Annotated in this window: 17 protein-coding genes; 13 read left to right on the forward strand and 4 right to left on the reverse strand. The window is 51.2% G+C overall.

The window, feature by feature from the left end:
- Positions 1–241 precede the first annotated feature (241 nt).
- From FJM65_RS02590 to FJM65_RS02610, 5 genes are all read left to right on the forward strand, one after another.
- The gene (locus tag FJM65_RS02590) at positions 242–616 is read left to right on the forward strand and encodes a hypothetical protein (RefSeq protein ID WP_140619101.1); all 375 of its coding nucleotides are present in this window, start codon (positions 242–244) and stop codon (positions 614–616) included.
- A gap of 262 nt (positions 617–878) precedes the next feature.
- The gene (locus tag FJM65_RS02595) at positions 879–2,477 is read left to right on the forward strand and encodes a bifunctional metallophosphatase/5'-nucleotidase (protein ID WP_239022794.1); all 1,599 of its coding nucleotides are present in this window, start codon (positions 879–881) and stop codon (positions 2,475–2,477) included.
- Between the two features lie 303 nt (positions 2,478–2,780).
- The gene (locus FJM65_RS02600; RefSeq protein ID WP_140619104.1) at positions 2,781–3,899 is read left to right on the forward strand and encodes a c-type cytochrome; all 1,119 of its coding nucleotides are present in this window, start codon (positions 2,781–2,783) and stop codon (positions 3,897–3,899) included.
- A 182-nt stretch (positions 3,900–4,081) separates the two neighbouring features.
- Positions 4,082–4,486 (forward strand): hypothetical protein, encoded by a 405-nt coding sequence (locus FJM65_RS02605; protein ID WP_239022795.1) that lies wholly within the window; start codon positions 4,082–4,084, stop codon positions 4,484–4,486.
- Between the two features lie 366 nt (positions 4,487–4,852).
- Entirely contained in the window at positions 4,853–5,098 is a 246-nt protein-coding gene (locus FJM65_RS02610) for a hypothetical protein (protein ID WP_140619109.1), read from the forward strand.
- Between the two features lie 21 nt (positions 5,099–5,119).
- Here FJM65_RS02610 and FJM65_RS02615 read toward each other — a convergent pair whose 3' ends face one another.
- Positions 5,120–5,932, reverse strand: a complete 813-nt coding sequence (locus FJM65_RS02615; protein ID WP_239022796.1) for an endonuclease/exonuclease/phosphatase family protein — start codon at positions 5,930–5,932, stop codon at positions 5,120–5,122.
- A gap of 605 nt (positions 5,933–6,537) precedes the next feature.
- Between FJM65_RS02615 and FJM65_RS02620 the strand changes: the two genes are divergently transcribed.
- The 4 genes from FJM65_RS02620 (at position 6,538) to FJM65_RS02635 (ending at position 15,017) form a co-directional block, all read left to right on the forward strand.
- Positions 6,538–8,109, forward strand: coding sequence for a type I restriction-modification system subunit M (locus FJM65_RS02620; RefSeq protein WP_140619111.1), 1,572 nt, complete (start codon positions 6,538–6,540; stop codon positions 8,107–8,109).
- Positions 8,110–8,179: 70 nt separating this feature from the next.
- A complete protein-coding gene (locus tag FJM65_RS02625; protein ID WP_140619113.1) occupies positions 8,180–11,185 on the forward strand; it encodes an NACHT domain-containing protein in 3,006 nt (1,001 codons plus the stop codon).
- Between the two features lie 66 nt (positions 11,186–11,251).
- Positions 11,252–14,191: a type I restriction endonuclease subunit R gene (locus tag FJM65_RS02630; protein ID WP_239022797.1), complete on the forward strand. Its 2,940-nt coding sequence runs from the start codon at positions 11,252–11,254 to the stop codon at positions 14,189–14,191.
- A gap of 409 nt (positions 14,192–14,600) precedes the next feature.
- A complete protein-coding gene (locus FJM65_RS02635) occupies positions 14,601–15,017 on the forward strand; it encodes a hypothetical protein (RefSeq protein ID WP_140619117.1) in 417 nt (138 codons plus the stop codon).
- A gap of 63 nt (positions 15,018–15,080) precedes the next feature.
- Here the strand turns inward: FJM65_RS02635 and FJM65_RS02640 are convergent, their stop codons facing one another.
- From FJM65_RS02640 to FJM65_RS02650, 3 genes are all read right to left on the reverse strand, one after another.
- A complete protein-coding gene (locus tag FJM65_RS02640; RefSeq protein ID WP_140619119.1) occupies positions 15,081–15,536 on the reverse strand; it encodes an Hsp20/alpha crystallin family protein in 456 nt (151 codons plus the stop codon).
- Between the two features lie 203 nt (positions 15,537–15,739).
- Positions 15,740–16,990, reverse strand: coding sequence for a CapA family protein (locus FJM65_RS02645; protein WP_219855936.1), 1,251 nt, complete (start codon positions 16,988–16,990; stop codon positions 15,740–15,742).
- Positions 16,969–17,664: a phosphoribosyltransferase gene (locus FJM65_RS02650; RefSeq protein ID WP_394348131.1), complete on the reverse strand. Its 696-nt coding sequence runs from the start codon at positions 17,662–17,664 to the stop codon at positions 16,969–16,971. The genes FJM65_RS02645 and FJM65_RS02650 overlap by 22 nt, the downstream gene beginning before the upstream one ends.
- Positions 17,665–17,767: 103 nt before the next feature.
- On the opposite strand from FJM65_RS02650, the gene FJM65_RS02655 reads away from it, so the two are divergent.
- The 4 genes from FJM65_RS02655 (at position 17,768) to FJM65_RS02670 (ending at position 22,321) form a co-directional block, all read left to right on the forward strand.
- Positions 17,768–19,180, forward strand: a complete 1,413-nt coding sequence (locus FJM65_RS02655; RefSeq protein ID WP_140619123.1) for a nicotinate phosphoribosyltransferase — start codon at positions 17,768–17,770, stop codon at positions 19,178–19,180.
- Positions 19,181–19,395: 215 nt separating this feature from the next.
- Positions 19,396–20,412 carry an LLM class flavin-dependent oxidoreductase gene (locus FJM65_RS02660; protein WP_140619125.1) on the forward strand — a complete coding sequence of 339 codons (1,017 nt, stop codon included), beginning with the start codon at positions 19,396–19,398 and terminating at the stop codon, positions 20,410–20,412.
- A gap of 129 nt (positions 20,413–20,541) precedes the next feature.
- Entirely contained in the window at positions 20,542–20,994 is a 453-nt protein-coding gene (locus tag FJM65_RS02665; protein WP_140619127.1) for a YbhB/YbcL family Raf kinase inhibitor-like protein, read from the forward strand.
- 73 nt (positions 20,995–21,067) lie between these two features.
- Positions 21,068–22,321 carry an exo-beta-N-acetylmuramidase NamZ family protein gene (locus tag FJM65_RS02670; protein ID WP_140619130.1) on the forward strand — a complete coding sequence of 418 codons (1,254 nt, stop codon included), beginning with the start codon at positions 21,068–21,070 and terminating at the stop codon, positions 22,319–22,321.
- The last annotated feature ends 38 nt before the right edge of the window (positions 22,322–22,359 follow it).

Raw genomic sequence — 22,359 nt, forward strand, 5'->3', positions numbered from 1 at the left:
CAAAGGTCACAGTATGCGCTGATCATATAGTTTCGCGCCTGCTGTGCAAGGTGCGTGACTCCTCTTCTCCCATTCGCATCCCTTATACTTCCTTACCCTGAACTTGAATAATTATATTTTTTCCCATTCACCAAATATCTGTGCAATTTTACAAATCACCATCCTAAAAGTGAGTACATACTTATTATTTTATAGTTTACAAATCAAAAGCTTATAGTAAAAAATATTTCGATTTACTTCTTTGAAGCATTACCTGAAAATATGGTCCTTGCTGATGCTGGTTACGCATCTTTTCTTTCTGGCCTTCATCAGCTTTGTGCCAGGCGAAGGAGCGGGCGTAACTTTCAGAAAGGAGTGCCTGCGCGAGAAAGCGCTGGCAGCTAAGGTTGCAGCCGCTGCCCACAAAGAGGTGTCTGTGCTAACCCTTTTTGGTGATACGGGTCAGGAGCATAAAAAAGAAATAAAAGTATGCTCTGTGAAGTTGTTTTGCACGGCAGCCACAGAAGCACACGTTTCCCTGGCCCCTCCCCTGGTCCTGAAAAGTATAAGCTCTTCTTACAAAGCCTATCACTCCCTTTCCGCATCCTGCGACCCGGATCCCCCGAAGCACTGCTGATCTACTCTTTACTTATTCCTGTAGGAAAACAAATGCCACGACTGGCTCAAGGTTGATCTTTCTCACATGGTCTTCCTGAAGTTAGGGCAGCCATACTTTAGCGAACGTTTGGGCTTATTACCTGAACAGCTGCGCCTAATACACCTTATCCGGCAGTGGCGCGGGCTATCCTACACTTTCATCACCATTACCAAATTTTATCTAACCAACCATGATACTTAACATAATAAAAGCAATAGCAACAATACTCCCCGTCGTGGGAATGTCAGCCCTGTTCTCCTGCCAATCCTCCAGCGCACAGGACCAGGTCAATACTGCAGGCGTGGAAACCATTACCATCCTGCAGACAGCCGATATCCACGGGCAGTTGCTGCCACACAAGGAGTTCTTCATCGAAGACGGCCAGTTCCGGTTTAAAGAGCGGGGCGGGCTGGCTCATATCCAAACGATCTTTAAGCAAGTAAAGGCCGAGAATCCCGGCGGCACCGTGATCGTGGATGGCGGCGACCTGATACAGGGCAGTGCCGTGGCAGCCCTCTCGGAAGGAGCCGTATTCGGGCCCGTGATCAAGGCTATGGATTATGATTTCCTGATACCGGGCAACTGGGAGGTGATCTTCGGCAGCGAGAAAATGCAAAGCGTCCTGAAATCGTATAATAAACCGGTAATCTGCGCCAATATCTATGACGAGGCCACCACCCATATGCTCTACCAGCCCTACCTCATAAAGGAGGTAAAAGGCGTAAAACTGGGCTTCATCTCCTACAACGACCCGGAAGTGCCCATCCGCCAGAACCCGGCGTTCAGCAAAGGCCTCATCTTTAAAGGCTTGGAAGATAACCTGCAGCCGCTGATAAAGGAGCTGAAGGAGGAGAAAGGCGTGGATATTCTCTTCCTGGTAACGCACCTGGGCATCTCCAAGCAGATCTACCTGGCAGACCAGCCGGAGGTAGCGGGCGTGGACTTTATACTTGGCAACGACACCCACGAGCGCATCCGCCAGCCCCTGAAGCGCACCTATGCACAGGTAGTAGAGCCGGGCGCCTTCGCCTCTTTTGTCGGCCGGCTGGACCTGGAGGTAAAAGACGGCAAGATAGTAGGCCAGCGCTATGAACTCATCGACGTGGACCCAACCCAATACCCGGCTGACCCGGTGGTGCAGCAGATAGTGGAAGAGCAGATGGCTCCTTACAAAACGCAAATGGAAAAAGTGCTGGGCTATACCGCAACGCCGCTGTACCGCTACCTGGTGGTGGAGAACCCGATGGACAATATGATCACTGATGCCGTCCGCTGGAAAACCGGCGTAGACGTGGCCATCTCCAACGGCTTCCGCTTCAGCACGCCAGTGGTACCGGACGCCACAGGCAAGGCTCCTATCACCTACAGCGACATCTGGAACATGCTGCCCGTAAACGAGAACGTAAAGACCGGCAAGGCCAAGGGCAGGCAGATACAGGAGTGGATGGAAAAGGAACTGCACAACGTCTTTGCCGAGCAGCCGCTGGAGCGCTTTGGGGGCTGGGTCATCCGTTTTTCAGGCATGGAAATGACCTTTAACGCTAACGCGCCGAAAGGGCAGCGCGTACAGTCAATCCGTATCGGTGGCCAGCCCCTTGACCCGGAGCGGGTGTATACCATGGCGGCATGCCTGCGCCGGGGCGAGCCCGACCACATGCTCTGCCGCATGCCCAACGCCCAGGACCCGCAGGTGCTCGACTATACCATTCATGACGTGATGGAAGAATACCTGAAGGTGCACGGCACGGTATCGCCAAAAACGGACGGCAGAGCCGTAGCCCTGGACTTGCCGGCACCGGTGCTGTCGCAGGTGCCGAACGTGGACTATGTATTTAGATAATGGATTAGAGGCAGGAGGAGTGGCTTTCCCGCTCCTCCCAATCCCGCCCGCACCAGCAAAAACATCACCTATTACTTCCTATTTCGTTTAAATAAAGCAACAGGAAATATTAACTGTTACGGTGTGGCTACTGGGTTTAACTTGCCCTCTGATGGTACTGTTTGCCTAAAGCCGCGCATGTAAACCCTGGGATAGTCGCTTTAAAATGCAGCGAAGTGCGGGCCTTGTGATAAATGTCACAGAAACGCGATCAGCGAGTTGTTAATTTAGCTTGACACTTTCAATGTATACTTCACAAATCTCATGAAACCCAATCAAGAACAGATAAACCAGGAACAAGATTTTGGCGAGGTACTGGTAAAAATAGTGCGCGTCGTGGGCCTGAATGTGCTGGCGGTACTACTCCTGCTGGTAGTGGTGGGGATATTGCTCTTCAGCCCTCCCTCCTTCTTTCAGAAAAAAGTAGCCCAGGAGAAGCCAGCCCCCGCCCCTTCCGCTGCGCCTGCCGCCACACCTGCCCCAGCTCCAGCCGCGTCTGCCGCGCCCGCCGATGATATGTGGCGCGCGCCGGACATGGCTTCCGTTCCGGCTGGCCCGGAAGGAGAGCAAATTAAGTATGGCCGGGAATTGGTGGCCCATACGGCCAAGTACCTGGGGCCGCAAGGCAGCGTGCTGCACATCTCCAACGGCATGAACTGCCAGAACTGCCACCTGGACGCAGGCACAAAGCCCTATGGCAACAACTACTCGCGCATGTCTACTACTTATCCTAAATTCAGGCCCCGGTCAGGTTCTGAGGTAGATGTGGCAGGGCGCATAAACGGCTGCTTCCAGCGCAGCCTCAACGGCAAGCCTTTGGATGTAAACACCAAAGAGATGAAAGCCATGGTGGCCTACATTAATTGGGTGGGCAAGGATGTAAAAAAAGGGGAAACACCGAAAGGCTCCGGCCTCTACCCGATCGAGTTTTTGGACCGGCCTGCCAGCCCCGAGCTTGGCAAAGCCATTTATGCGCAGAAGTGCCAGGTGTGCCACGGTGCCGACGGTCAGGGTATGAAACCGGAGGGAAACCCAGAGTATGTATACCCGCCGCTTTGGGGTAAAAACAGCTACAACGACGGCGCCGGCCTGTTCCGTATGTCTAACTTTGCCAAGTACGTAAAAGCCAACATGCCCCTGGGCGCCACCTACGACAGCCCGCAACTAACCGATGAGGAGGCCTGGGACGTGGCGGCCTATGTCAACTCGCAGCCGCGGCCGGAAAAAGACAAATCCAAAGACTGGCCGGACATGTCTACAAAACCCTTCGACCATCCATTTGGCCCTTTCACAGACCCTTACACCGAGGAACAGCACAAGTACGGCCCTTTCCAGCCCATTATAGAGTATAAGGAGAAGGAAAAAGAGAAAAAGAACAGTTAGGCAAGTGTTGTGGACACAGAAAGCGGCAGGCAACGGAATGGGGGCCTGCCGCTTTCTGTATAGCCTGGGTATGGAAGGCAGATGCAAATGCGGCATCCGGAATTATCTTTTTATACCTATATTTACGCAGACATCAAACAAACAACAGCATGTATACTGGAATTTTACACCTTCACTCTTACATGACATACCTGGTGCTGCTGGGTGTGCTCATCAGCTTTGCCGCGGCGCTGGCTGGCCTGTTCGGCAACAGACCATTTACCGATAAAGACAGGAAGCTGGGCCTGCTGGGCCTTATTCCAGTGCACCTGCAGTGGGTGTTCGGCATCATTTTATACTTTGTTTCGCCAAACGGCCTGAAGAATTTCTCCGGGGAAGCCATGGGCGACCCCACCTCCCGCCTGTACATCCTGGAGCACCCGCTCACCATGATCATCGCCGTTATCCTGATCACGGTGGGTTACTCCCGCGCCAAGCGCCAGATCGGCACGGAGAGCAAAGGCTTTAAGAGCATTGCCATTTTCTATGGCATCGCCCTGCTGCTCATTCTCATCCGTATTCCTTGGAACGCCTGGCCAGGCAACTAATACCGGAGCTTAACATATTCTCAGCCGCTCTGCCTAATGGTGGGGCGGCTGTTTTTTTTCACGCATCTTGTCTGCAGCTGCACCTCCCGCCTCCATAGCACAGGGAGAGATAACATATGCAGAATTATTTCTTCGAAGCCAGAAGTGGTACTGTGCGCCTCTCCACTATGAACACCTGCCCAACTGAACCGCAGCTTACGCTAAAAAATCCTATTCCACACCTGCACTGCCATTTGTTCACCAAAAAAGGATTTAGCCACACAATATTAAATCCGGCCTATAGGTTTTAAGAAATACCCCCACAGGCTGAAAAGCTACCGTTAGCTGCAGCCCGGGAAAATTACTTTTAGCCAAAAATACAGTACCATGCTTTCAATTTTACTTGCCCTGATCGGGATAGTAGGGACGCTGACAATCGTAGCCTACCTGCGCCAGGTGGAAGACAAGATGCCTGAGCTCCTCAGGCAAATGGACACGCCGGACTGCCCCGTATGCCACCTGCCACACCAGCGCCACCAACCTTACAGAAAAGTTAAAATAGGCCTTAAAAAGGCGAAGGGCTACTGCCGCCGCAAAAGAAGGGCAGTGTTTGGGTACAGCCGCCGCGCCTGACTCAATCTATACAAAACCGCATTACTTAAACTGCAGCGTGGCCACCACCGGCAAATGATCGGAGGCGTAGCGCTCCGGAACCACCTGCTGCGATACCACCTCCAGCCCCGAAGCATGTGTAAAGGCGATAAAGTCGATGGTGCGGGTAGGCGCGTCTACGGGGATGGTAGGCGCGCAATTGGACCCGCAGGTGCGGGTAAACAGTTTGTCCAGTTCCTGGATGGCAGCGCTTTCGGGCATGTCGTTAAAGTCGCCGGCAAGTATAAACGGCCGCTTTTCCTGCGCCGCCACCTGGTTAATGGCCTGCACCTGCTGCAGCCTGTTGGCGGCGTTGGACACATCCAGGTGCATGCTGCCAAAACGGATCATCCTGCCATCGGGCAAGGCAACGGTGGCCGTAGCCAGCACGCGGTCTTCGGACTGGGGTGCCGCGGTTTCAGGCAAGGACATGGTTTCCATTCCCGACAAAGGATACCTGGAGAGGATCGCCACGCCATACTTTCCCCCGTCGAAATCAATGGCGCGGGCAAAGTAGAAATTCATGCCTAACAGCTCGGCAAGCGCTGAGGCCTGGTTCACTGTGCCGGAGCGGCCAGTGTTCACGTCCACCTCCTGCAGCGCCACCAGGTCGGCTTTCTGGTCCCGGATAACACGGGCAATGGCCTCCAGGTCTATCTCACCTGGGCGGCTTGGCGGGTTGGCATGATGTATATTGTAACTCATCACCCGCAGTTCGCCTGCCGGTGCCTGTGAGGTAGCGGTTTTAGCGGCGCAACCTGCCAGCATCAGGCAGCCGGCAAGTATAAAAGTATAAAGTAGCGCGAAGTGCTTCATGGCAAAGTATAGCTGATATTGAGGAGCTTAAACTATGAAATAAAGTATGATTTTGCTATACTTTTATAGGTTGTGTAAAAAAAATACTCTGCCGCATAGCCACCGCCACAACACGCCTTTAAAACACAAGCCTTAATCGGCACGCAGGAGGCAACAAAGTATAACCCTTCGTTAGTGTAATCATACCCCAACATCCTGTTCCTTTCCGATCCGGTAAAGCCATAGGAAAAAGTACGTATTCTCGTAGGGACAGGTCGCGACCTGTCCGCCAGCGGCTGTTCTATGCAAGAGCAGCTGATGCTTAGGAAAGCGCTACTCAAAAGACCTCTCAGTTTTTTTAACTTGCCCCAATGTATTTCGGGGAACCTGAGCTGATAAGACGCTCACAGGTCTGGAAGACGCTGTGAGCGTCTGTGTTTTTCCGCGGCATAGTCACTCCTGTTCATCCAGTAATCCTGCAAATCGTGGTACAAACAATCTACCTTGTGCACGATTCGGACAGGTCGTGACCTGTCCCTACGAAGTATAAATATTTTGCATTATCTATATATTTCTCTGCCATTTTCTGTAACTTGTAATCTGTTTAAACACCGAGTACAAGTATAATGGCCAAGAAGAATACCCCTACTGCCGCTGCACCCAAAGCGGACATCGATTTTGAAAACGAACTCTGGAATGCCGCCAACGAACTGCGCGGCGCCGTAGCCGAGAACCAGTACAAAGACTACGTGCTCTCGCTGCTGTTCTTAAAGCACCTCTCAGAGCGCTACGAGCTGCGCCGCCAGGAGCTGCAGCTTTCCCTTTTCGAAGACCCCGTAGAGAAGCAATACTTTGCGTCTCTCTCGCCGGAAGAACAGCAGGAGCAACTGGCCCTGGTGCTGGAAGACGAGCTGGAGTACCAGGTAAAGAACGTGTACCGCCTGCCCCGCGAGGCTACCTGGGCTTACCTGCGCGAGAACGCCGAGCAGGACGACATCAAGGTGAAGGTGGACCAGGCCTTTGTGCTGATCGACGAGATCCTGAGCAAGCGCAACCCCGACTACAAAGGTGTGCTGGAGCCGATCTTCGTGAAAAGCCAGCTCTCCCCTACGCAGGTGGCCGGGCTCATCAACCTGTTCTCCAAAGAGAAGTTCTCTGAGGTGAGCAACCCCGAGTCCGACATCTACGGCCGCGTGTATGAGTACTACATCGGCAAGTTTGCCATGGCCGAAGGCTCCGGCGCGGGGCAGTTCTTTACACCTGGCTCGGTGGTGCGTTTGCTCGTGGAGATGCTCGAGCCGCTCAAGGGCCGTATCATGGACCTGGCCTGCGGTTCGGGTGGTATGTTTGTGCAGAGCCTCAAGTTTCTGCAGGCGCACGGCGGCGACAAGAACGACATCTCCATTTACGGGCAGGAGCGCTACGAAGGCACGCTGCGCCTCTGCAAAATGAACCTGCTGCTGCGCAACCTCTCCTTCGACGTGAAGCTGGGCGACTCGCTGCTGCAGGACCGCTTCCCCGACCTGAAGGCCGACTACGCCCTCATGAACCCGCCGTTCAACATCAGTAACTGGCACCCCGAGCTGCTGCCCGACAACGACCCGCGCCTCTTCGGGGCCAAAGATACCTTTACCACCCCCGGCAACGCCAATTACATGTGGTTCCAGACGCTGTGGCACCACCTCTCGGAGCGCGGCACGGCGGGCGTGGTGATGGCCAACGGCGCCATGACCACCGGAAGCGCCGGCGAAAAGAACGTGCGCGAGCACATGATACAGCAAGGCATGGTTGACTGCATTGTGCAGATGCCCGACAAGCTGTTCCTGACCACCGGCATACCGGCCTGTATCTTTATTCTGAGCAAGAACCGCGACGGACGCGACGGCGAGCACCGCGAGCGCAAAAACGAGATCCTCTTTATTGATGCCCGCAAACTGGGCACCATGGCTAGCCGCCGCCTGCGCGTGTTCGAAGATGCCGACGTGGCCCGCATAGCCGACACCTACCATACCTGGCGCAACATCGGTGGCAGCTACTCCGACACCGAAGGCTTCTGCAAGGCCGCTACCTTAGCCGAAGTGGCCGCCAACAATTACGTGCTCTCGCCGGGCCGCTACGTGGGCTCCGAAGCCGAGGAAGACGACGGCGTTCCGTTTGAAGAGAAGATGAATGAGCAAATAGTTAGAACAGCAGCATGATATTTATATTGAAAGCTTCAATAAATAAAGCAATATCCATTACACTCAACATTCCAACTCAAAAATATCAATGAAGACAATAGAACAAGAAGAGATTGAAGTAAGAATTGCAAATGCAACTAAACCAGTAGCATATTCTAACTATAGCTACCCTTTAAATTCACTAGATGATAGAATATTTGAAATACTCACCTATTCTGTATTCAAATCTCTTATAAGCTCAAATTATAAGGAGATTGATAGTGAATTTGATCTTGTTGAATTGATGCAGGGTGTTGGTGAAAAGGGAATGGATTGCATTTTATTGAAAGATAGTGTTGTAAAAGGCACAATTCAATGCAAGAAGTATTCAAAAAATCTTTCTGACACTTTGCTATTGAAGGAAGTAATAAAATTTTCAATTAACGCTTTACAAGAATCTATTCCGATTAGTAGGGATGACTTCAAGTATTATATAGCTACTTCAACTGGATACACAGGAAAAGCAATAAATCTCTTTACTAGAATTAAAGAAATTGATTTATTAGATAAGTATGATATTGAAGAAATAACTACAAAAGTAATATCTCAATACAAAGAATTTGAAAATATTAAGTATTCGGACATAAAGACTGAGTTGATCAAGTTTATACAAAATTTAAATTTTGTACTAATAAAGCCTAGCGATTTCAATTTGTGGATTAATGAATTTCCTGAGATCGTAGAAACATTTTTCGCAGTCAAAACTGTAACTGACAATGAACTAATCGAAAAAAAGGGGAATGAAATCATTGAAAGCGTTAGACTTTTATTAAATCCCAAAACACACGAAGACATAGCTTCCTTTATCGAAGTATACAAGAAAGCTGCAACTGCAAAGTTAAATGTTGTAAACTTTATAGGTTTTGATTTACATAGACATAGGCAAAAGCCTGTTGATATTACCTTAACTGATTTATTTGTTCAGCCTTCATTTAAGTACAGGAAAGGAGAGAAAAATAAAAAAGTGTTAAGTGTAGTTGAAAAAGAACTTAAGATAGCCAATGTTTTCAAATCAGATAAAAGTATAATCATTTTAGGGGACCCGGGTGCAGGTAAATCTCTACTTGTTAAGTTCTTAATTGTTCAAATTCTAGAACAGCAAACCCATAAATCTGGTGTTCGGCAATTTAGCAAACATATTCCCTTCAGAGTTGAATTAAGAAAATACAATGAGTTAAGAGAGAGTAAAAGCATTATTGAATACATATCCCATGTATTATCTAAAGAATATCAAGTAAGTATTACGCCAGACTTACTAAAAGTTATCATAGAAGAATATAATACTATAATTTTCTTTGACGGCCTAGATGAGATATTTAACATATCTCATAAGAATAAAATGAAAGAGGCAATAGAATCTTTTAGCTCTATTTATTCTAAGTCAAAATGTATTATAACATCTAGATTCATTGGATATCACGATATAAAATTCAATCCAGATAGATTTGATGAATTCGGCATTATAAGTTTTGATGAAAAGCAGGTAAAAGAACTAGTAACAAAATTCTATAACACTCAAATCCATAATTCAGAAAAAAGGGGTGCAGTTATAAATAATTGTCTACTTCAACTTAAAAATGATGTAGATGACGAGTTGAAGAGTAATCCTCTAATTCTAACTTTAATATTAATTCTAGCTAGTAATAATATAGTTATTCCTGATTCTAAGCTTGAAATTTATGAAGCTTGTACAAACACCTTGGTTGAGACAATTGATACAAAAGAGAAAGAGTTAAAATTTGAAATACCAATCAAAAACAAGAGATCAATTTTTGCTCATCTCGCATACTGGCAGTATGAGCTAATGAGCAAAAATATTGAGATTACATATGAAAAAGCAATTGATAATATTTCTGATTTTTTAATTGCGAAGGGTGAATGTACAGATTATAGTGACGCAGAAGACAAAGCAAAGAAATTTTTAGAATATGCTGAACATAGATCTATATACTTTGAAAACAATTTTACTCATAAAACATTTTTAGAATATTATACAGCAGATTATCTATTTATCAACTACTTCGCTAAAGCTAGAGATTCTGAGAGAAAGAAACTCTTAACTATTATAACCAAAAATTTATCAAACTCTTTTTGGTACATAGTATTTGAACTCCTACTTTCTAGAATTGATAAGATACAGGCAGATGATGAAGTATTAGATGAGATCTTTGCTAAACAGCTTGAGAGTACTTCTCTAAATGTTTTCTACTTTTTAGTAAGCAACCTTTCCAGAATTAACAACACAAGTAATCAAACAAGAAAAAATATAATAACAAAGACAATCTCTTTGTGCATTAAAGGTGAGAAAATAACCGAAAGAGGAAAGAGATTACCTTTTGATGAAAGTAGTATTCTATTCAAAATTTACCAATTACAAGTTTATCCTGAACTTTCAACTATACTACAGGATGTAATATATGAATTTGAAGATTCAATAGCCGATGAGAAAACCCTTATCGAATTCTACAACTTTTACTACGAATTAATAAGTCTATTCCATAGAAGACGAATAGCTAACAGTTTAAAAATAAAAAATGAAGACAGGGTTAAAGTACTAGCTTATAAAGATCTTCTATTATTTTCACATTATTATGTTACTCCTTCAAGCTCACTTGCAGATAGAGCTTTATCCGTTCATGTCCTAAAAGATCAAATTGAAAACTTCGGTGTTAAGAGTCTTTTCAAAGATATGAAGCTGAAGTATAGAGAAAATGCGACGAGAATCGATACATACAATCAGTACCTATTCAGAATAGTTGAAAATGAGGATTATGAAAAATTCAAGTCTGACTATTATGAGCTTGTACAATATGGGCTTAGACATGAATATATCATGAATCATATTAAGGATAGTCGATTATACTTCTTTTTCCGATCAGAAGGTTTTGAAAAGGTACTAAAGATGTACATTAAGTCCGATGATAGTTTACTTGATGAAATTTTAATTAACCTTATAAGAAAAGGTTCTGAAATGAAAATTGCTTTCGACAGCTTCAAGTCCAAGTACAATCATCCTAAATTGAAACAAATAGATAAACTGTTTGACAAGAGATAAATAAATCTTCTCCTCCGCTTAATCTTAAGTGGAGGAGAAGATTATCTGCAGCGCCGCTATCCGCAGGTGCCGCCTAAGGTACTGGCCGAGCTGAAGCAGGAGTTCCTTTACAATTCCGGAACCGACCTGCACCAGCGCAACCACGCCTTCCACCTCAAGCTCAGCAAAGGCATCAGCAAAAGCTGGAAAGACGAGAACGGCAAACAGCACTTCGGGCACTTCTACCCCATCTCCTACGACGATGTGCACCAGAACGAGTTCCGGGTGGTCAACCAGTTCACCATCGTCGGCAAAAGCAAGCGCATCCCCGACCTGATCATTTTCGTGAACGGCCTGCCGCTGGTGCTCTTCGAGTTCAAGAACCTCTTCAGCCAGGACGCCACCGTAGAGGCCGCCTACAACCAGGTGCAGCACTATACCTACCAGATTCCGCAGCTCTTCGAGTACAACGCCCTCACCATCGTCAGCGACGGCCAGACCACCCTGCACGGCATGTACAACAGCGGCCTGGAGTGGTTCGCCGCCTGGAAAAGCATCGACGGCCGCGAAGTGGTAAACAACGGCTTCGCGCTGGAAACGCTCATCAAAGGCCTGCTCGTGCCCGAGCGCCTCTTGCAATACGTGCGCTACTTCATCTTCCACGAACTGGACAAGGGCCAGCTGATCAAGAAAGGCGCCAAGTACCACCAGTTCTTCGGTATACAGTACGCCCTGCAGCAAACCCTGCAGTCGGTGAAGCCCTACGGCGACGGCCGCATTGGCGTGGTATGGCACACCACCCGCTCCGGCAAAAGCATTACCATGGCCATTTACACCGGTATCCTGCGCCAGCTGCCGGAGCTGAAGAACCCGACCATTGTGGTGCAGGTAGACCGCTTCGACCTCAACCGCCAGCTCTTCGACGATTTCGTGGCCGCCAAAGACCTGATAGGCGACGTGAGCATCGCCAACACCACCGACGAGCTGCGCGCCCTCCTGAGCGGCGATGGCGGCGGCGTGGTGTTCAGCACCGTGCAGAAGTTCAACCTGAAAGACACCGCCACCGGCCGCGAGCTGGAGCACCCCGTGCTGAGCAACCGCGACAACATCATCGTGATCGCCGACGAGTGCCACCGCACGCAATATGGCCTGGTGCAGGGCTTTGCCAACAACCTGCGCCGCGCCCTGCCCCAGGCCTCCTTCATCGGCTTCACCGGCACGCCCGTCGACAGCAAAGACGCCGACACCGTGGCCGTGTTCGGCGACATCATCCATACCTACGACATCCGCCAGGCCACCGAAGACAAAGCCGTGGTGCCGATCTACTACGAGCCGCGCCTGGCCAAGCTGCACCTGGGCAACCCCCAACTCGAAGAAGAAGCCGAAGAGATAACCGGCGGTCTGGAAGAAAGCGACAAGAACAAGATACTCTGGGCTGCCATGGAAGATGCCGCCGGCGCCAAAGAGCGCGTAGAAGCCATCGTCCGCGACATCCTGCAGCACTATACTTCGCGTGAGAAAAGTCTGAGTGGCAAAGCCATGATCGTGTGCATGAGCCGCCGCAACTGCGTGAAGCTCTACGACGCCCTCACCGCGCCGGAAGGTTGCCCCGAAGTAGCCGTGATCATGACCACCAACATCGCCAAAGACCCTGTGGCGTGGGCACCGCACGTGCGCTCGAAAGAGCAGATGGAAGGCATCAAAGCCCGCTTCAAAGATCCGGACGATGACTTAAAGCTCGTGATCGTGCGCGACATGTGGCTCACCGGCTTCGACAACCCAGCCATGCACACCTTGTATGTCGATAAGGTGATGAGCGGCCACAACCTGATACAGGCTGTCAACCGCGTCGCCACCGTTTTCCGAGACAAACCCAGCGGCCTGATCGTAGACTACATCGGCATCGGCGATAAGTTGCGCGATGCGACGAAGAAGTATACCTCGGCAGGCGGCGAAGGCCAAGTGGCCTTTGATGTGGAAGAGGCGTTTGAGTTGGCGAATGAAACGGTGGATCTGCTGAAGGAGATGCTGCCGGGAGGAGAGGTGACGGTTGCTACGGGAAAGTCCCCCTTTGAAGGGGGACTCTCGGGAACGATTGAGACACAACGTTTTGCGTCTCTACATCAGGCTATTCCATACTTCAGCGCTTTATCCAAAGGTGAAAAACTGCAACTGGTACAGTACGCTGTCAACCATCTCGTAAAAGACGACGAAGTATGCAAAAGCTTCCTGCTGAACGAGAAGAAAATGAGCAGCCTCGCCCCGATCATCAAGAGCCACGAGCGAATAAATGAATTGGCGGCAGACATCATTTACCTGCAGCACGTTGGCGCCGCGCTCCGCAAAGCCAAAAACCCGGACCGGAAAATCCGGGAAAAAGCCGATAAAGTAAAAGACCTCATCCACCGCTCCATCGAAAGCGAAGAGGTAGTAGACGTCTTCCAGATGGCCGGCATCGAACGCTTCGACATTTCCATCATCAACGATGATTTCCTGGCCACGGCCAAAGAGCAGAAGACCGGCAACGAGCTGAAGCTGGAGCTGCTGCGCCAGATCATGAACGACGAAATAAAAGTACGCTCCGCCAAAAACCTGGTGAAGTACCGGAAGCTGAAAGAGGAAGTAGAAAAGATCATTGCCGACTACCACAACCACTTCTTCGACAGCCTGGTGGCCATGGAGAAGCTACGCGAGGTGGCCCGGCACATGCAGCAAGAAGACGAGCGCCGCAACCAGCTCGGCCTCACCGACGAGGAGGAAGCTTTTTACGAGATACTGGCCAAGCACCCCAATGCCGTACAGGACTTTGAGCTGATCAAGGAGCTGGTGCAGAAGATATTGAAGGAGGTAAAGAAAAGCGCCTCCCAACCCGACTGGTACAAAAAAGACGACACCAAAGCCCAGCTGCAACTGGCCGTGAAAAAGGTGCTGCGGTTTAAGGTAAAAGCTGAACTGCAGGAGATCCTGGAAGAAGTGATGGAACAGGCCGAAGCCAGGTACAAAGAGTATACCATGCACGTTGCATAGTTTACGTCCACTGGGTTTTTATACCATTTCCGTACAGCTTCCGCCCGCTCAAACTCTTCGCAGCAAATCAAAAAGGTTTGCTAGGGTGTGGGCTAAATCGCATTCTCCTAAAACGGTGAATCTGCAGGTAAAACACCCCTACTGACCTGTGGCCGCAAGTGTCGAGCTCCCGTTTTCACTTTTCTGCAAAGGTGTAATCCCGCCTCTGCTCTTTTATGAAAAGGGCGCAGCTGCAAAAGATATAGAACAGGAAAAAGGTAAAACAGCTTGCGCCATTATACTTACCAACGCCCCACCCTCTCAAATCAGCCTTTCACTAAAATTCTGCCAGCCATAAATGCGGGCTTGCCGGCTCCTCGTTTATATACTTATACTTCTAAAACACAATTTAAACGAAAATAAAGCAGATATGAAAAGTATAAGTTATCCTAATCCGGACCACCTGCTGGAGGTAAGCCTGGAGCAGCTGCACACCGAGAGCAACAACTGGCTTTCGGAGATAGCGCTATGGCGTGTTGAACTGAACTTTTTTCAGCGCCTGCTGGATAGTATAGTTGGCCAACATCCCGGCGGGCAGGCCAAACAGCGGATAAGCCATTTCGAGAACCTGCTGTATTACTTCCGGGGCGAGCTGCTGGACCAGTTGGAGCACGATGTGCGGGAACACGAGCAGTACCTGGCCTACCAGCTGGATATGCGGGCACCGTTTAATGAGCAGGTTTACCGGCAGGTACACAAAAAGTATGAACGCCAGGTAAAAGCCTTTGAGCAGGATTTTAAGGAATATAAAAAAGACCTTTATCGCTTTGCCGGCAGGCTCCTTTAAAAAGAAATACGCTCTATCGCCAGCCAATACCTCCGGCTGACGGTAGAGCGCTCCTCATTCAGGTTAGTCTATTTTGATCTTGGCTTTTGGCTTGGCCTTTTCCTCTTTCTTAGGCACCGATAAAGTCAGGATGCCGTTATCATACCGCGCCTTCACATCCTCCGGCTTCACGTTTTCGGGCAGGTTAAACGAGCGGCTGAAGGCATTGTAGTTATACTCCCGCCTGCGGTAGTTCTGCTCCTCCTCCGTCTTGTCCTCCTCCTTCTGGCAACTAACTGTCAGCATGCCTTCTTCCAGGTCTATGTTGAAGTCTTCTTTCTTCATGCCCGGGGCGGCCACTTCTATCAGGAACTCTTTTTCTTTGTCGCGGATGTTGACCGATGGCATAGTGCCCTCAAACTGCCTTCTCATGTGCATGGGCATCAGCAGGAAGTCATTATCTAACATGCGGTCCACGTCGCTGAACAGGTCTGAAAAGATAGGACGTGCCGGTGCAGTGGTGCCCCTGTTTTGTCTCATTAAGTTTGGCATAGCTGTTTCTGATTTGCGTTTAACAATAATTATTAAATTATATTTAATATAAAATTTATCGTGTTTATACCTATTTCTTACGATTGTGTTTGCGCCACGTTGGACTTGCGGGGGAGTGTCTGCACATGAAAAGCGGCAGCCCGCTAAATATTAAGGCATACTTTTAAGCGCAGTCATTTTGAATCGCCTCCTTAAAGCTCCAGCACCAGGCACTTGCCCTGCCGTTTCACTTCTGTTCCAAAATTTATACTTTCGCGGTGCAGCACCTGTGCCAGCCATTCAATATCCTGTGCGGAGGGATGGCGCAGTTGGAGTTTCTTCATCTGCATGGGCACCATTTTCAGCGAAAGCAGGCGGCCGGTGGCAGGGTCCAGCTGCGGGAAGTACATTAGGCAGAGGTCTGAACGGTACTGCTCATGCCCAGTGATGCCCTCGTAGTCGTTTATAAAATCGCCTGCGCCATAGATCACGAGCTTGTTGCGGTATACTTCCAGCCCCAAAGGGTGATGCGAGGAGTGGCCGTATACCAGGTCTACCCCGGCAGAATCAATGAGCTGGTGGGCGAATTTCTGGTGCGCCTGCGGTACCTCATAGCCCCAGTTACCTCCCCAGTGCACCGAGAAAACCACCACATCGCCGGGCTTCTTAATTGCCTTTACCTGCGCCGTGATTCGCTGCAGCGTCTCTGGATTACTGAGTTCGGGCAATAGGAGCACACCTGCCTGCGCAGGAGCCGCTGCCCACTGCGAATAGATGCCGCTGCTCGTGGAGCCGTAAGCAAACAAGATAACCCGCCCCTTTTTGGTCTGCAGCACCGCCGGCTGCTGCGCCTCCTGCAAGCTTTGCCCGGCCCCAGCCGCTTTGATGCCTGCCAGCCGCAATGCTTGCAGCGTCTGCTGCAGCCCTTCATAACCCCAGTCCAACGTATGGTTATTGGCCAGCGCCGCCGCGTCTACCTTCGCAGCCTGCAGCACCGCCACGTTAGCCGGGTGCATGCGGTACTGCACTTCCTTTTGGGGCCAGGGCGTGGGGTAGGTGGTTATACTTGTTTCCAGGTTGATCAGCCGCACATCGGGCGCCTCGTCCTCCCATACTTGCAGCGCATCTCCCCAAACATAGGTGTAGTCCACCGGTTTTTTGATGTTGCCGTTCTTGCGCTCAGCCAGCCGCACATAATCACGGGCATCTTTTACATAGCTTTCGTAGAGCCGTGGGTTAACCGGGTTCGGCAAGATCTGGTCTATGCCGCGGCCGGTCATCACATCCCCGCAAAGGAACAGTTTCAGCGTATCGGCAGGAGTTTGCTGCATAGCAAAAGAGGTTTGGCGGCGGTTCAAGGGCTTTGAGTTACCTGCTGTTGGGCTACGGCCCCAGCACAGCAGGCAAAGCCCCCACATCAGAAGGATAGAAGTATGGGCAGCTAGGGGATCTCTTTTTTCCATTGGTTCATGAACTCCAGTGCCTCCTCGTCGGTCAGGTTGTAAAAGTTGTAGTATACCTGCGACACCCCTGTGTAGAAATCCGGCGTTTCCAGTATCACCACCTCATCCGCCTCGTCCAGCAGCTCCCGCTTTTTGTCGCGCCCCGAAACCGGCGCGGCCACCACTATTCTGGCCGCGCCCATGTGCCGGCACATCCGGATGGCGGCAAATACCGTGGAACCCGTAGCGATGCCATCATCCACCAACAGCACCGTTTTTCCTTTCAGCGCTGGCAGCGGCTCGCCCTGCCGCAGGGCCTGCACCCGCCGCACGATCTCCTTTTGCTGCTGCTCCTTCAGTTTGGCTATCATCTCGTTCGACAATCCGGACTGCGCCTCCGGGTTCAGGTAAACGCTACCGTCCTCTGCAATCGCGCCGACGGCATACTCAGGGTTGGTGGGGTGGCCCAGCTTTCGGGCTACTAGCAGCGAGAGGTCAGCGTGCAGGTGCTTGGCAACATAGTAAGCCGTCTCGGCGCCTCCCCTGGGTATGCCGAGCACGATGGCGCCCGTGTCTTTATACTTCTCCAGCGCTTTTGCCAGCTGCTGGGCAGCGTCTTTTCTGTCTTTAAACATGCCCTTTCTGTTAAGTATGGTTTCTGATGAAGCGCCACCGGCTGCACTTTGCCGCTGAATGAGGTGGCTATACTTTAGGTATTTACGTTTACATAATTTTTAGGTGAAATATTTTAAACCAACTCATCCATTTGATTCAACTTAAGATCCATTTCTAACACGTATGCTTTCCTTTTCCGTCAGCGGCACCTATGCAGACCTGTATGAGATAACCATGGGTCAGACCTATTTTCTGGAGGGCCGTCATGCGGAAACAGCCTGCTTCGACTACTTTTTCAGGAAGATTCCGAACAACGGCGGCTACGTGCTTTTTGCCGGCCTGCACGACCTGCTGGAGGCGCTGGAAGGCCTGCAGTTTACTGACGAAGACATAGCCTACCTGCAGGAACTGCGGCTACACCCGGATTATCTTGATTTCCTTAAAAGCTTCCGGTTTAAAGGCACGCTGCATGCGCCCCCCGAAGGCGAAGTGATTTTTCCGCATAGCCCGATCGTTCGCGTGGAGGGCACCCTGTTGGAGACGCAACTCATCGAAAGCCTGCTGCTCAACATCCTGAACTTTGCATCGTTGGTGGCTACTAAGGCATCGCGCATCCGTCAGGTGGCCGGCAACCGCACCCTAAGCGATTTCGGTTTGAGAAGGGCACACGGCCCGGGCGCAGTGCTGGCGGCAAGAGCGGCTGTGGTCGGCGGCTTTAACTCCACCAGTAACACCTATGCCGCGCTAAAGTATGGCATTCCGGCTGCCGGCACCATGGCACACTCTTTTATCGAAAGCTATGATGCTGAACTGGAGGCATTCCGCGCCTTTGCCCGCTCCCGCCCTGACGATTGCATCTTTCTGGTGGATACCTATCATACCCTGCAAAGCGGCGTCCCGAACGCTATAACGGTGGCAAAAGAGCTGGAGGCGCAGGGGCACAAAGCCGTTGGCATCCGGCTCGATAGCGGCGACCTGGCCTATTTGGCAAAGGCAGCCCGCAACATGCTCAACGAGGCCGGTTTTCCCTATGTCAAGATCATCACCTCCAACCAACTGGACGAGTTCGTGATCAGGAGCCTGCTGGAGCAACAGGCTCCAATTGACGTGTTTGGCGTGGGTACCAAGCTGGTGACCGGTGCCCCTGACGCTGCGCTGGATGGCGTGTACAAACTAGCCATGGCCGCCGGCAAAGCTCGCCTGAAGTTATCTGAGTCGAAGGAGAAGACAACGTTGCCCGGCATAAAGCAGGTGCTGCGGACGCTGGATGAGGAGGGGAAATTTTACGGGGCCGATGCCGTTATACTTGCTTCTGAAGGCAACCACGCAGACCTGATACGGCATCCTGTGGAAGAAGAAAGGCAGCTGTACCTGCGCGACTGCCGGCAGGAGCCGCTACTGCAGAAGGTGATGGAGAACGGCCAACGCACTGCTGCCCCGCCCGCCCTGGCTGAAACGGCTGCCTATGCTCAAAAGCGGCTCCGTCAGCTGCCCGAGGAGTATAAACGGCTTGAAAACCCGCACCTGTACAAAGTGGGCATCAGCCCGCAGCTTTGGGAGCTGCGGGAGCAGCTAAAAGCGCATTTCCATAAATAAAACTGCTTCCGCGCATTCTTAAAGTATGAGCCCCATACTTTTAATGGCCCATTTTGTTTAACCTATAGTTCATCTTATACTTCTCGTTAGCCCTGCCATGTAGCGCATGGTTAAACAATTTTGCATTTCAGCTGTCATACCTAGCAAGGGTATCCCCCGGCAAGTGCTGCGGGTATGCTTTAGCATGATCACTTCCTAACCATATATTGAACGCAATGAGCAGCAATACCAAAAAGCTGAAAGACACACCGTTTTCTGTGCTGGACCTTGTACCGATTTTAGAGGGAAAAACAGCTTCAGATTCTTTTAAAACCAGCCTGGACCTGGCGCAGCACGTCGAGGATTGGGGTTATAAACGCTATTGGCTGGCCGAGCACCACAACATGGCAGGCATCGCCAGTTCCGCCACCGTGGTCCTGATCGGCCACATTGCCGGCGGCACCAAAACTATCCGGGTCGGCTCCGGGGGCATCATGCTGCCAAACCACGCGCCGCTGGTAGTGGCCGAGCAGATCGGCACGCTGGAGTCGCTGCACCCGGGGCGTATAGACCTGGGGCTGGGCCGCGCCCCCGGCACCGACCAACTCACTGCCATGGCCCTGCGCCGCGACCTGCAAGGCAATACCGAGGATTTCCCGAAACATGTGCAGGAGCTGCTGTATTACCTGGGGCCGGAAGACCCGGAGGCAAGGGTGCGCGCCGTGCCTGGCCAGGGGCTGAACGTGCCGATCTGGCTGCTTGGCTCCAGCACCTACAGCGCACAGCTGGCAGCCATGCTGGGCCTGCCCTTCGCCTTTGCCAGCCACTTTGCCCCGGCCGCCCTTATGGCTGCCCTTAAAGTATACCGCGACACGTTTCAGCCCTCTAAGCACTTGCAGGAGCCGTACGCCGTTGCTTGCATTAACGCGGTAGTGGCCGACACCGATGCGGAGGCAAACAAGCTGGCCACTACGCTTTACCAATCGTTTCTGAACGTGATCCGAGGCACGGCAAAGCCACAGAAGCCGCCCGTAGAAAGTATGGAGGGGCTTTGGGATGCCTCCGAAAAGTATGCCGTGCAGCAAATGCTCCGCTATACGTTCATCGGCGACCAAGCCACCGTAAAAGAAGACCTGCAGGCTTTCCTGGATGACACGCAGGTAGATGAGCTGATGTTTGCCTCGCACATTTACGACCACCAGGCCCGGCTACGCTCTTACGAGCTGCTGGCCCAGCTTGGCCAGCAAGCGTAAGGAATATTCCATGAACGCGGGGCACTCTTTTTAGGATAAATAGAGTGCCCCGCTTTTTTGTGGCTCCTTCCTACTAAAATCCGTAAGTATGATAGCTAATAACACAACTTACTGATTTTAATATAAGGTATGGAAACCAATGTATGCCAAACCGTGGAAGTCTCCAGCCCCTCTTTTCAGGCTGGCGAGGAGATTCCGCAAAAGTTCACCTGCGACGGTGAAGACATTAACCCTGCCCTGGAAATAGGCGACCTGCCTGACAACACATTAAGCCTGGTGCTGATCGTAAGCGACCCCGATGCCCCAAGCGGCAACTGGACGCATTGGCTGATGTGGAACATCCCTCCGCTTCACACGATAGAGGAGGACAGCGCCCCCGGCACCGTCGGCACGAATGATTTTGGAAACACCCAGTATGGCGGTCCCTGCCCCCCTATCGGCACGCACCGCTATTTCTTCAGAGTCTACGCCCTGGATACCACTCTTACCTTAAAAGAAGGTAGCCGCGTGGAGGATGTATACCAGCAGATGGAAAACCATATTGTGGGCGCCGGTCAGCTTATGGGCGTGTACAGCCACTAAAACCTACGTGGCGCAGCAAGGGCTTGCGGTGAGATAGTTGCCTGGTATAGTGTATTTGCGCTATATTACCTTCATGAAAAGACCTCTCTACCTCCTGCTGCAGCTGTGCCTGCTCTTTGTTTCCACGGTTGCACTTGCCGGTAATGCTGCCCCTCGCGTCATTATAGGCGCTGAGCGCCTGTTCACTCCCGAGTTTCTGCCCCTCATCAAAGGCAAGCGCATCGGGCTTGTGACCAACCATACCGGTTTGTTGCCGGATGGCCGGCACCTGGTGGATGTGCTGCATGAACGCCCGGATGTAAAGCTCACGACGTTATTCGGCCCGGAGCATGGCATCCGTGGCGACCAGGATTCCCATGTGGCCAGCGGCACCGATGCCAAAACCGGGCTGCCGGTGGTTTCGCTGTATGGCAAGGTGCGCAAACCCACTCCGGAAATGCTGCAAAACGTAGACGTGCTTATCTTTGACATACAGGATATCGGCGCGCGCTTTTACACCTATATCGCCACGATGAACCATGTACTGGAGGCCGCAGCTGAGCAAGGCAAACCCTTTATCGTGCTCGACCGTCCGAACGCCATAGGCGGTATCTATGTTGATGGCCCGGTAGGCGGCAAGGTTGGAGAGCCTGTGACAGGCGTAGCCCAACTGCCGGTGGTGCACGGCATGACAGTTGGCGAACTGGCCACCATGTTTAACGGTGAACGCGCCAAACGCAAAATGCCGCAGGCAAAGCTCACCGTAATCCCGATGCAGCACTACACACGCCAGCAGTGGTATGATGACACGCAGCTGCCGTGGGTAAAACCCTCCCCCAACATGCTGACGCTTACCACCGCTACCGTATACCCCGCCACTTGCCTGCTGGAGGGCACCAACATCTCCGAGGCCCGTGGCACCCTGCACCCTTTTGAGCGCATCGCGACCCCGTGGGTAGACAGCAAGAAGCTAGCAGACCAATTGAACGGCTATGGGCTGAAGGGCGTCACCTTCCGTCCTGTTTCTTTTGTGCCGGATAGTATAGTGGACGGCATTAAAATCTACCCTCCGAAATTTATGGGAGAGCAGTGCACCGGCGCCGAAATGGTGGTGACAGACCGCAACGCCTTTGCTTCAGCCAAAGCCGGCGTATACATCCTGCATGCCCTAAAAACTTTATACCCCGAGCAGCTGGAGTGGCGCGAGGGTCGCATGGACCGGCTGTGGGGCACCCCGAAGGTGCGCGAGCAGTTGCAGGCAGGCGTTGCGCCGGAGGAGATCGTAAAACAGTGGGATAAAGACCTGGAGCGTTTCAAAAAAGTGCGTAAAAAGTACCTGCTGTATTAGGTCGGATACGATCAACTTATAAAGTATAAAAGCAAGCC

It is taken from the genome of Pontibacter mangrovi (genome assembly GCF_006385705.1).
Classification (GTDB): Bacteria; Bacteroidota; Bacteroidia; order Cytophagales; family Hymenobacteraceae; genus Pontibacter; species Pontibacter mangrovi.

Coding starts and splice junctions, on each gene's coding strand:
- FJM65_RS02610 (WP_140619109.1), top strand. CDS start 4,853: ATGCTTTCAATTTTACTTGCCCTGATCGGGATAGTAGGGACGCTGACA.
- FJM65_RS02625 (WP_140619113.1), top strand. CDS start 8,180: ATGAAGACAATAGAACAAGAAGAGATTGAAGTAAGAATTGCAAATGCA.
- FJM65_RS02605 (WP_239022795.1), top strand. CDS start 4,082: ATGACATACCTGGTGCTGCTGGGTGTGCTCATCAGCTTTGCCGCGGCG.
- FJM65_RS02665 (WP_140619127.1), top strand. CDS start 20,542: ATGGAAACCAATGTATGCCAAACCGTGGAAGTCTCCAGCCCCTCTTTT.
- FJM65_RS02640 (WP_140619119.1), bottom strand. CDS start 15,536: ATGAGACAAAACAGGGGCACCACTGCACCGGCACGTCCTATCTTTTCA.
- FJM65_RS02670 (WP_140619130.1), top strand. CDS start 21,068: ATGAAAAGACCTCTCTACCTCCTGCTGCAGCTGTGCCTGCTCTTTGTT.
- FJM65_RS02660 (WP_140619125.1), top strand. CDS start 19,396: ATGAGCAGCAATACCAAAAAGCTGAAAGACACACCGTTTTCTGTGCTG.
- FJM65_RS02595 (WP_239022794.1), top strand. CDS start 879: ATGTCAGCCCTGTTCTCCTGCCAATCCTCCAGCGCACAGGACCAGGTC.
- FJM65_RS02645 (WP_219855936.1), bottom strand. CDS start 16,990: ATGGAAAAAAGAGATCCCCTAGCTGCCCATACTTCTATCCTTCTGATG.
- FJM65_RS02615 (WP_239022796.1), bottom strand. CDS start 5,932: ATGAAGCACTTCGCGCTACTTTATACTTTTATACTTGCCGGCTGCCTG.
- FJM65_RS02620 (WP_140619111.1), top strand. CDS start 6,538: ATGGCCAAGAAGAATACCCCTACTGCCGCTGCACCCAAAGCGGACATC.
- FJM65_RS02635 (WP_140619117.1), top strand. CDS start 14,601: ATGAAAAGTATAAGTTATCCTAATCCGGACCACCTGCTGGAGGTAAGC.
- FJM65_RS02600 (WP_140619104.1), top strand. CDS start 2,781: ATGAAACCCAATCAAGAACAGATAAACCAGGAACAAGATTTTGGCGAG.
- FJM65_RS02655 (WP_140619123.1), top strand. CDS start 17,768: ATGCTTTCCTTTTCCGTCAGCGGCACCTATGCAGACCTGTATGAGATA.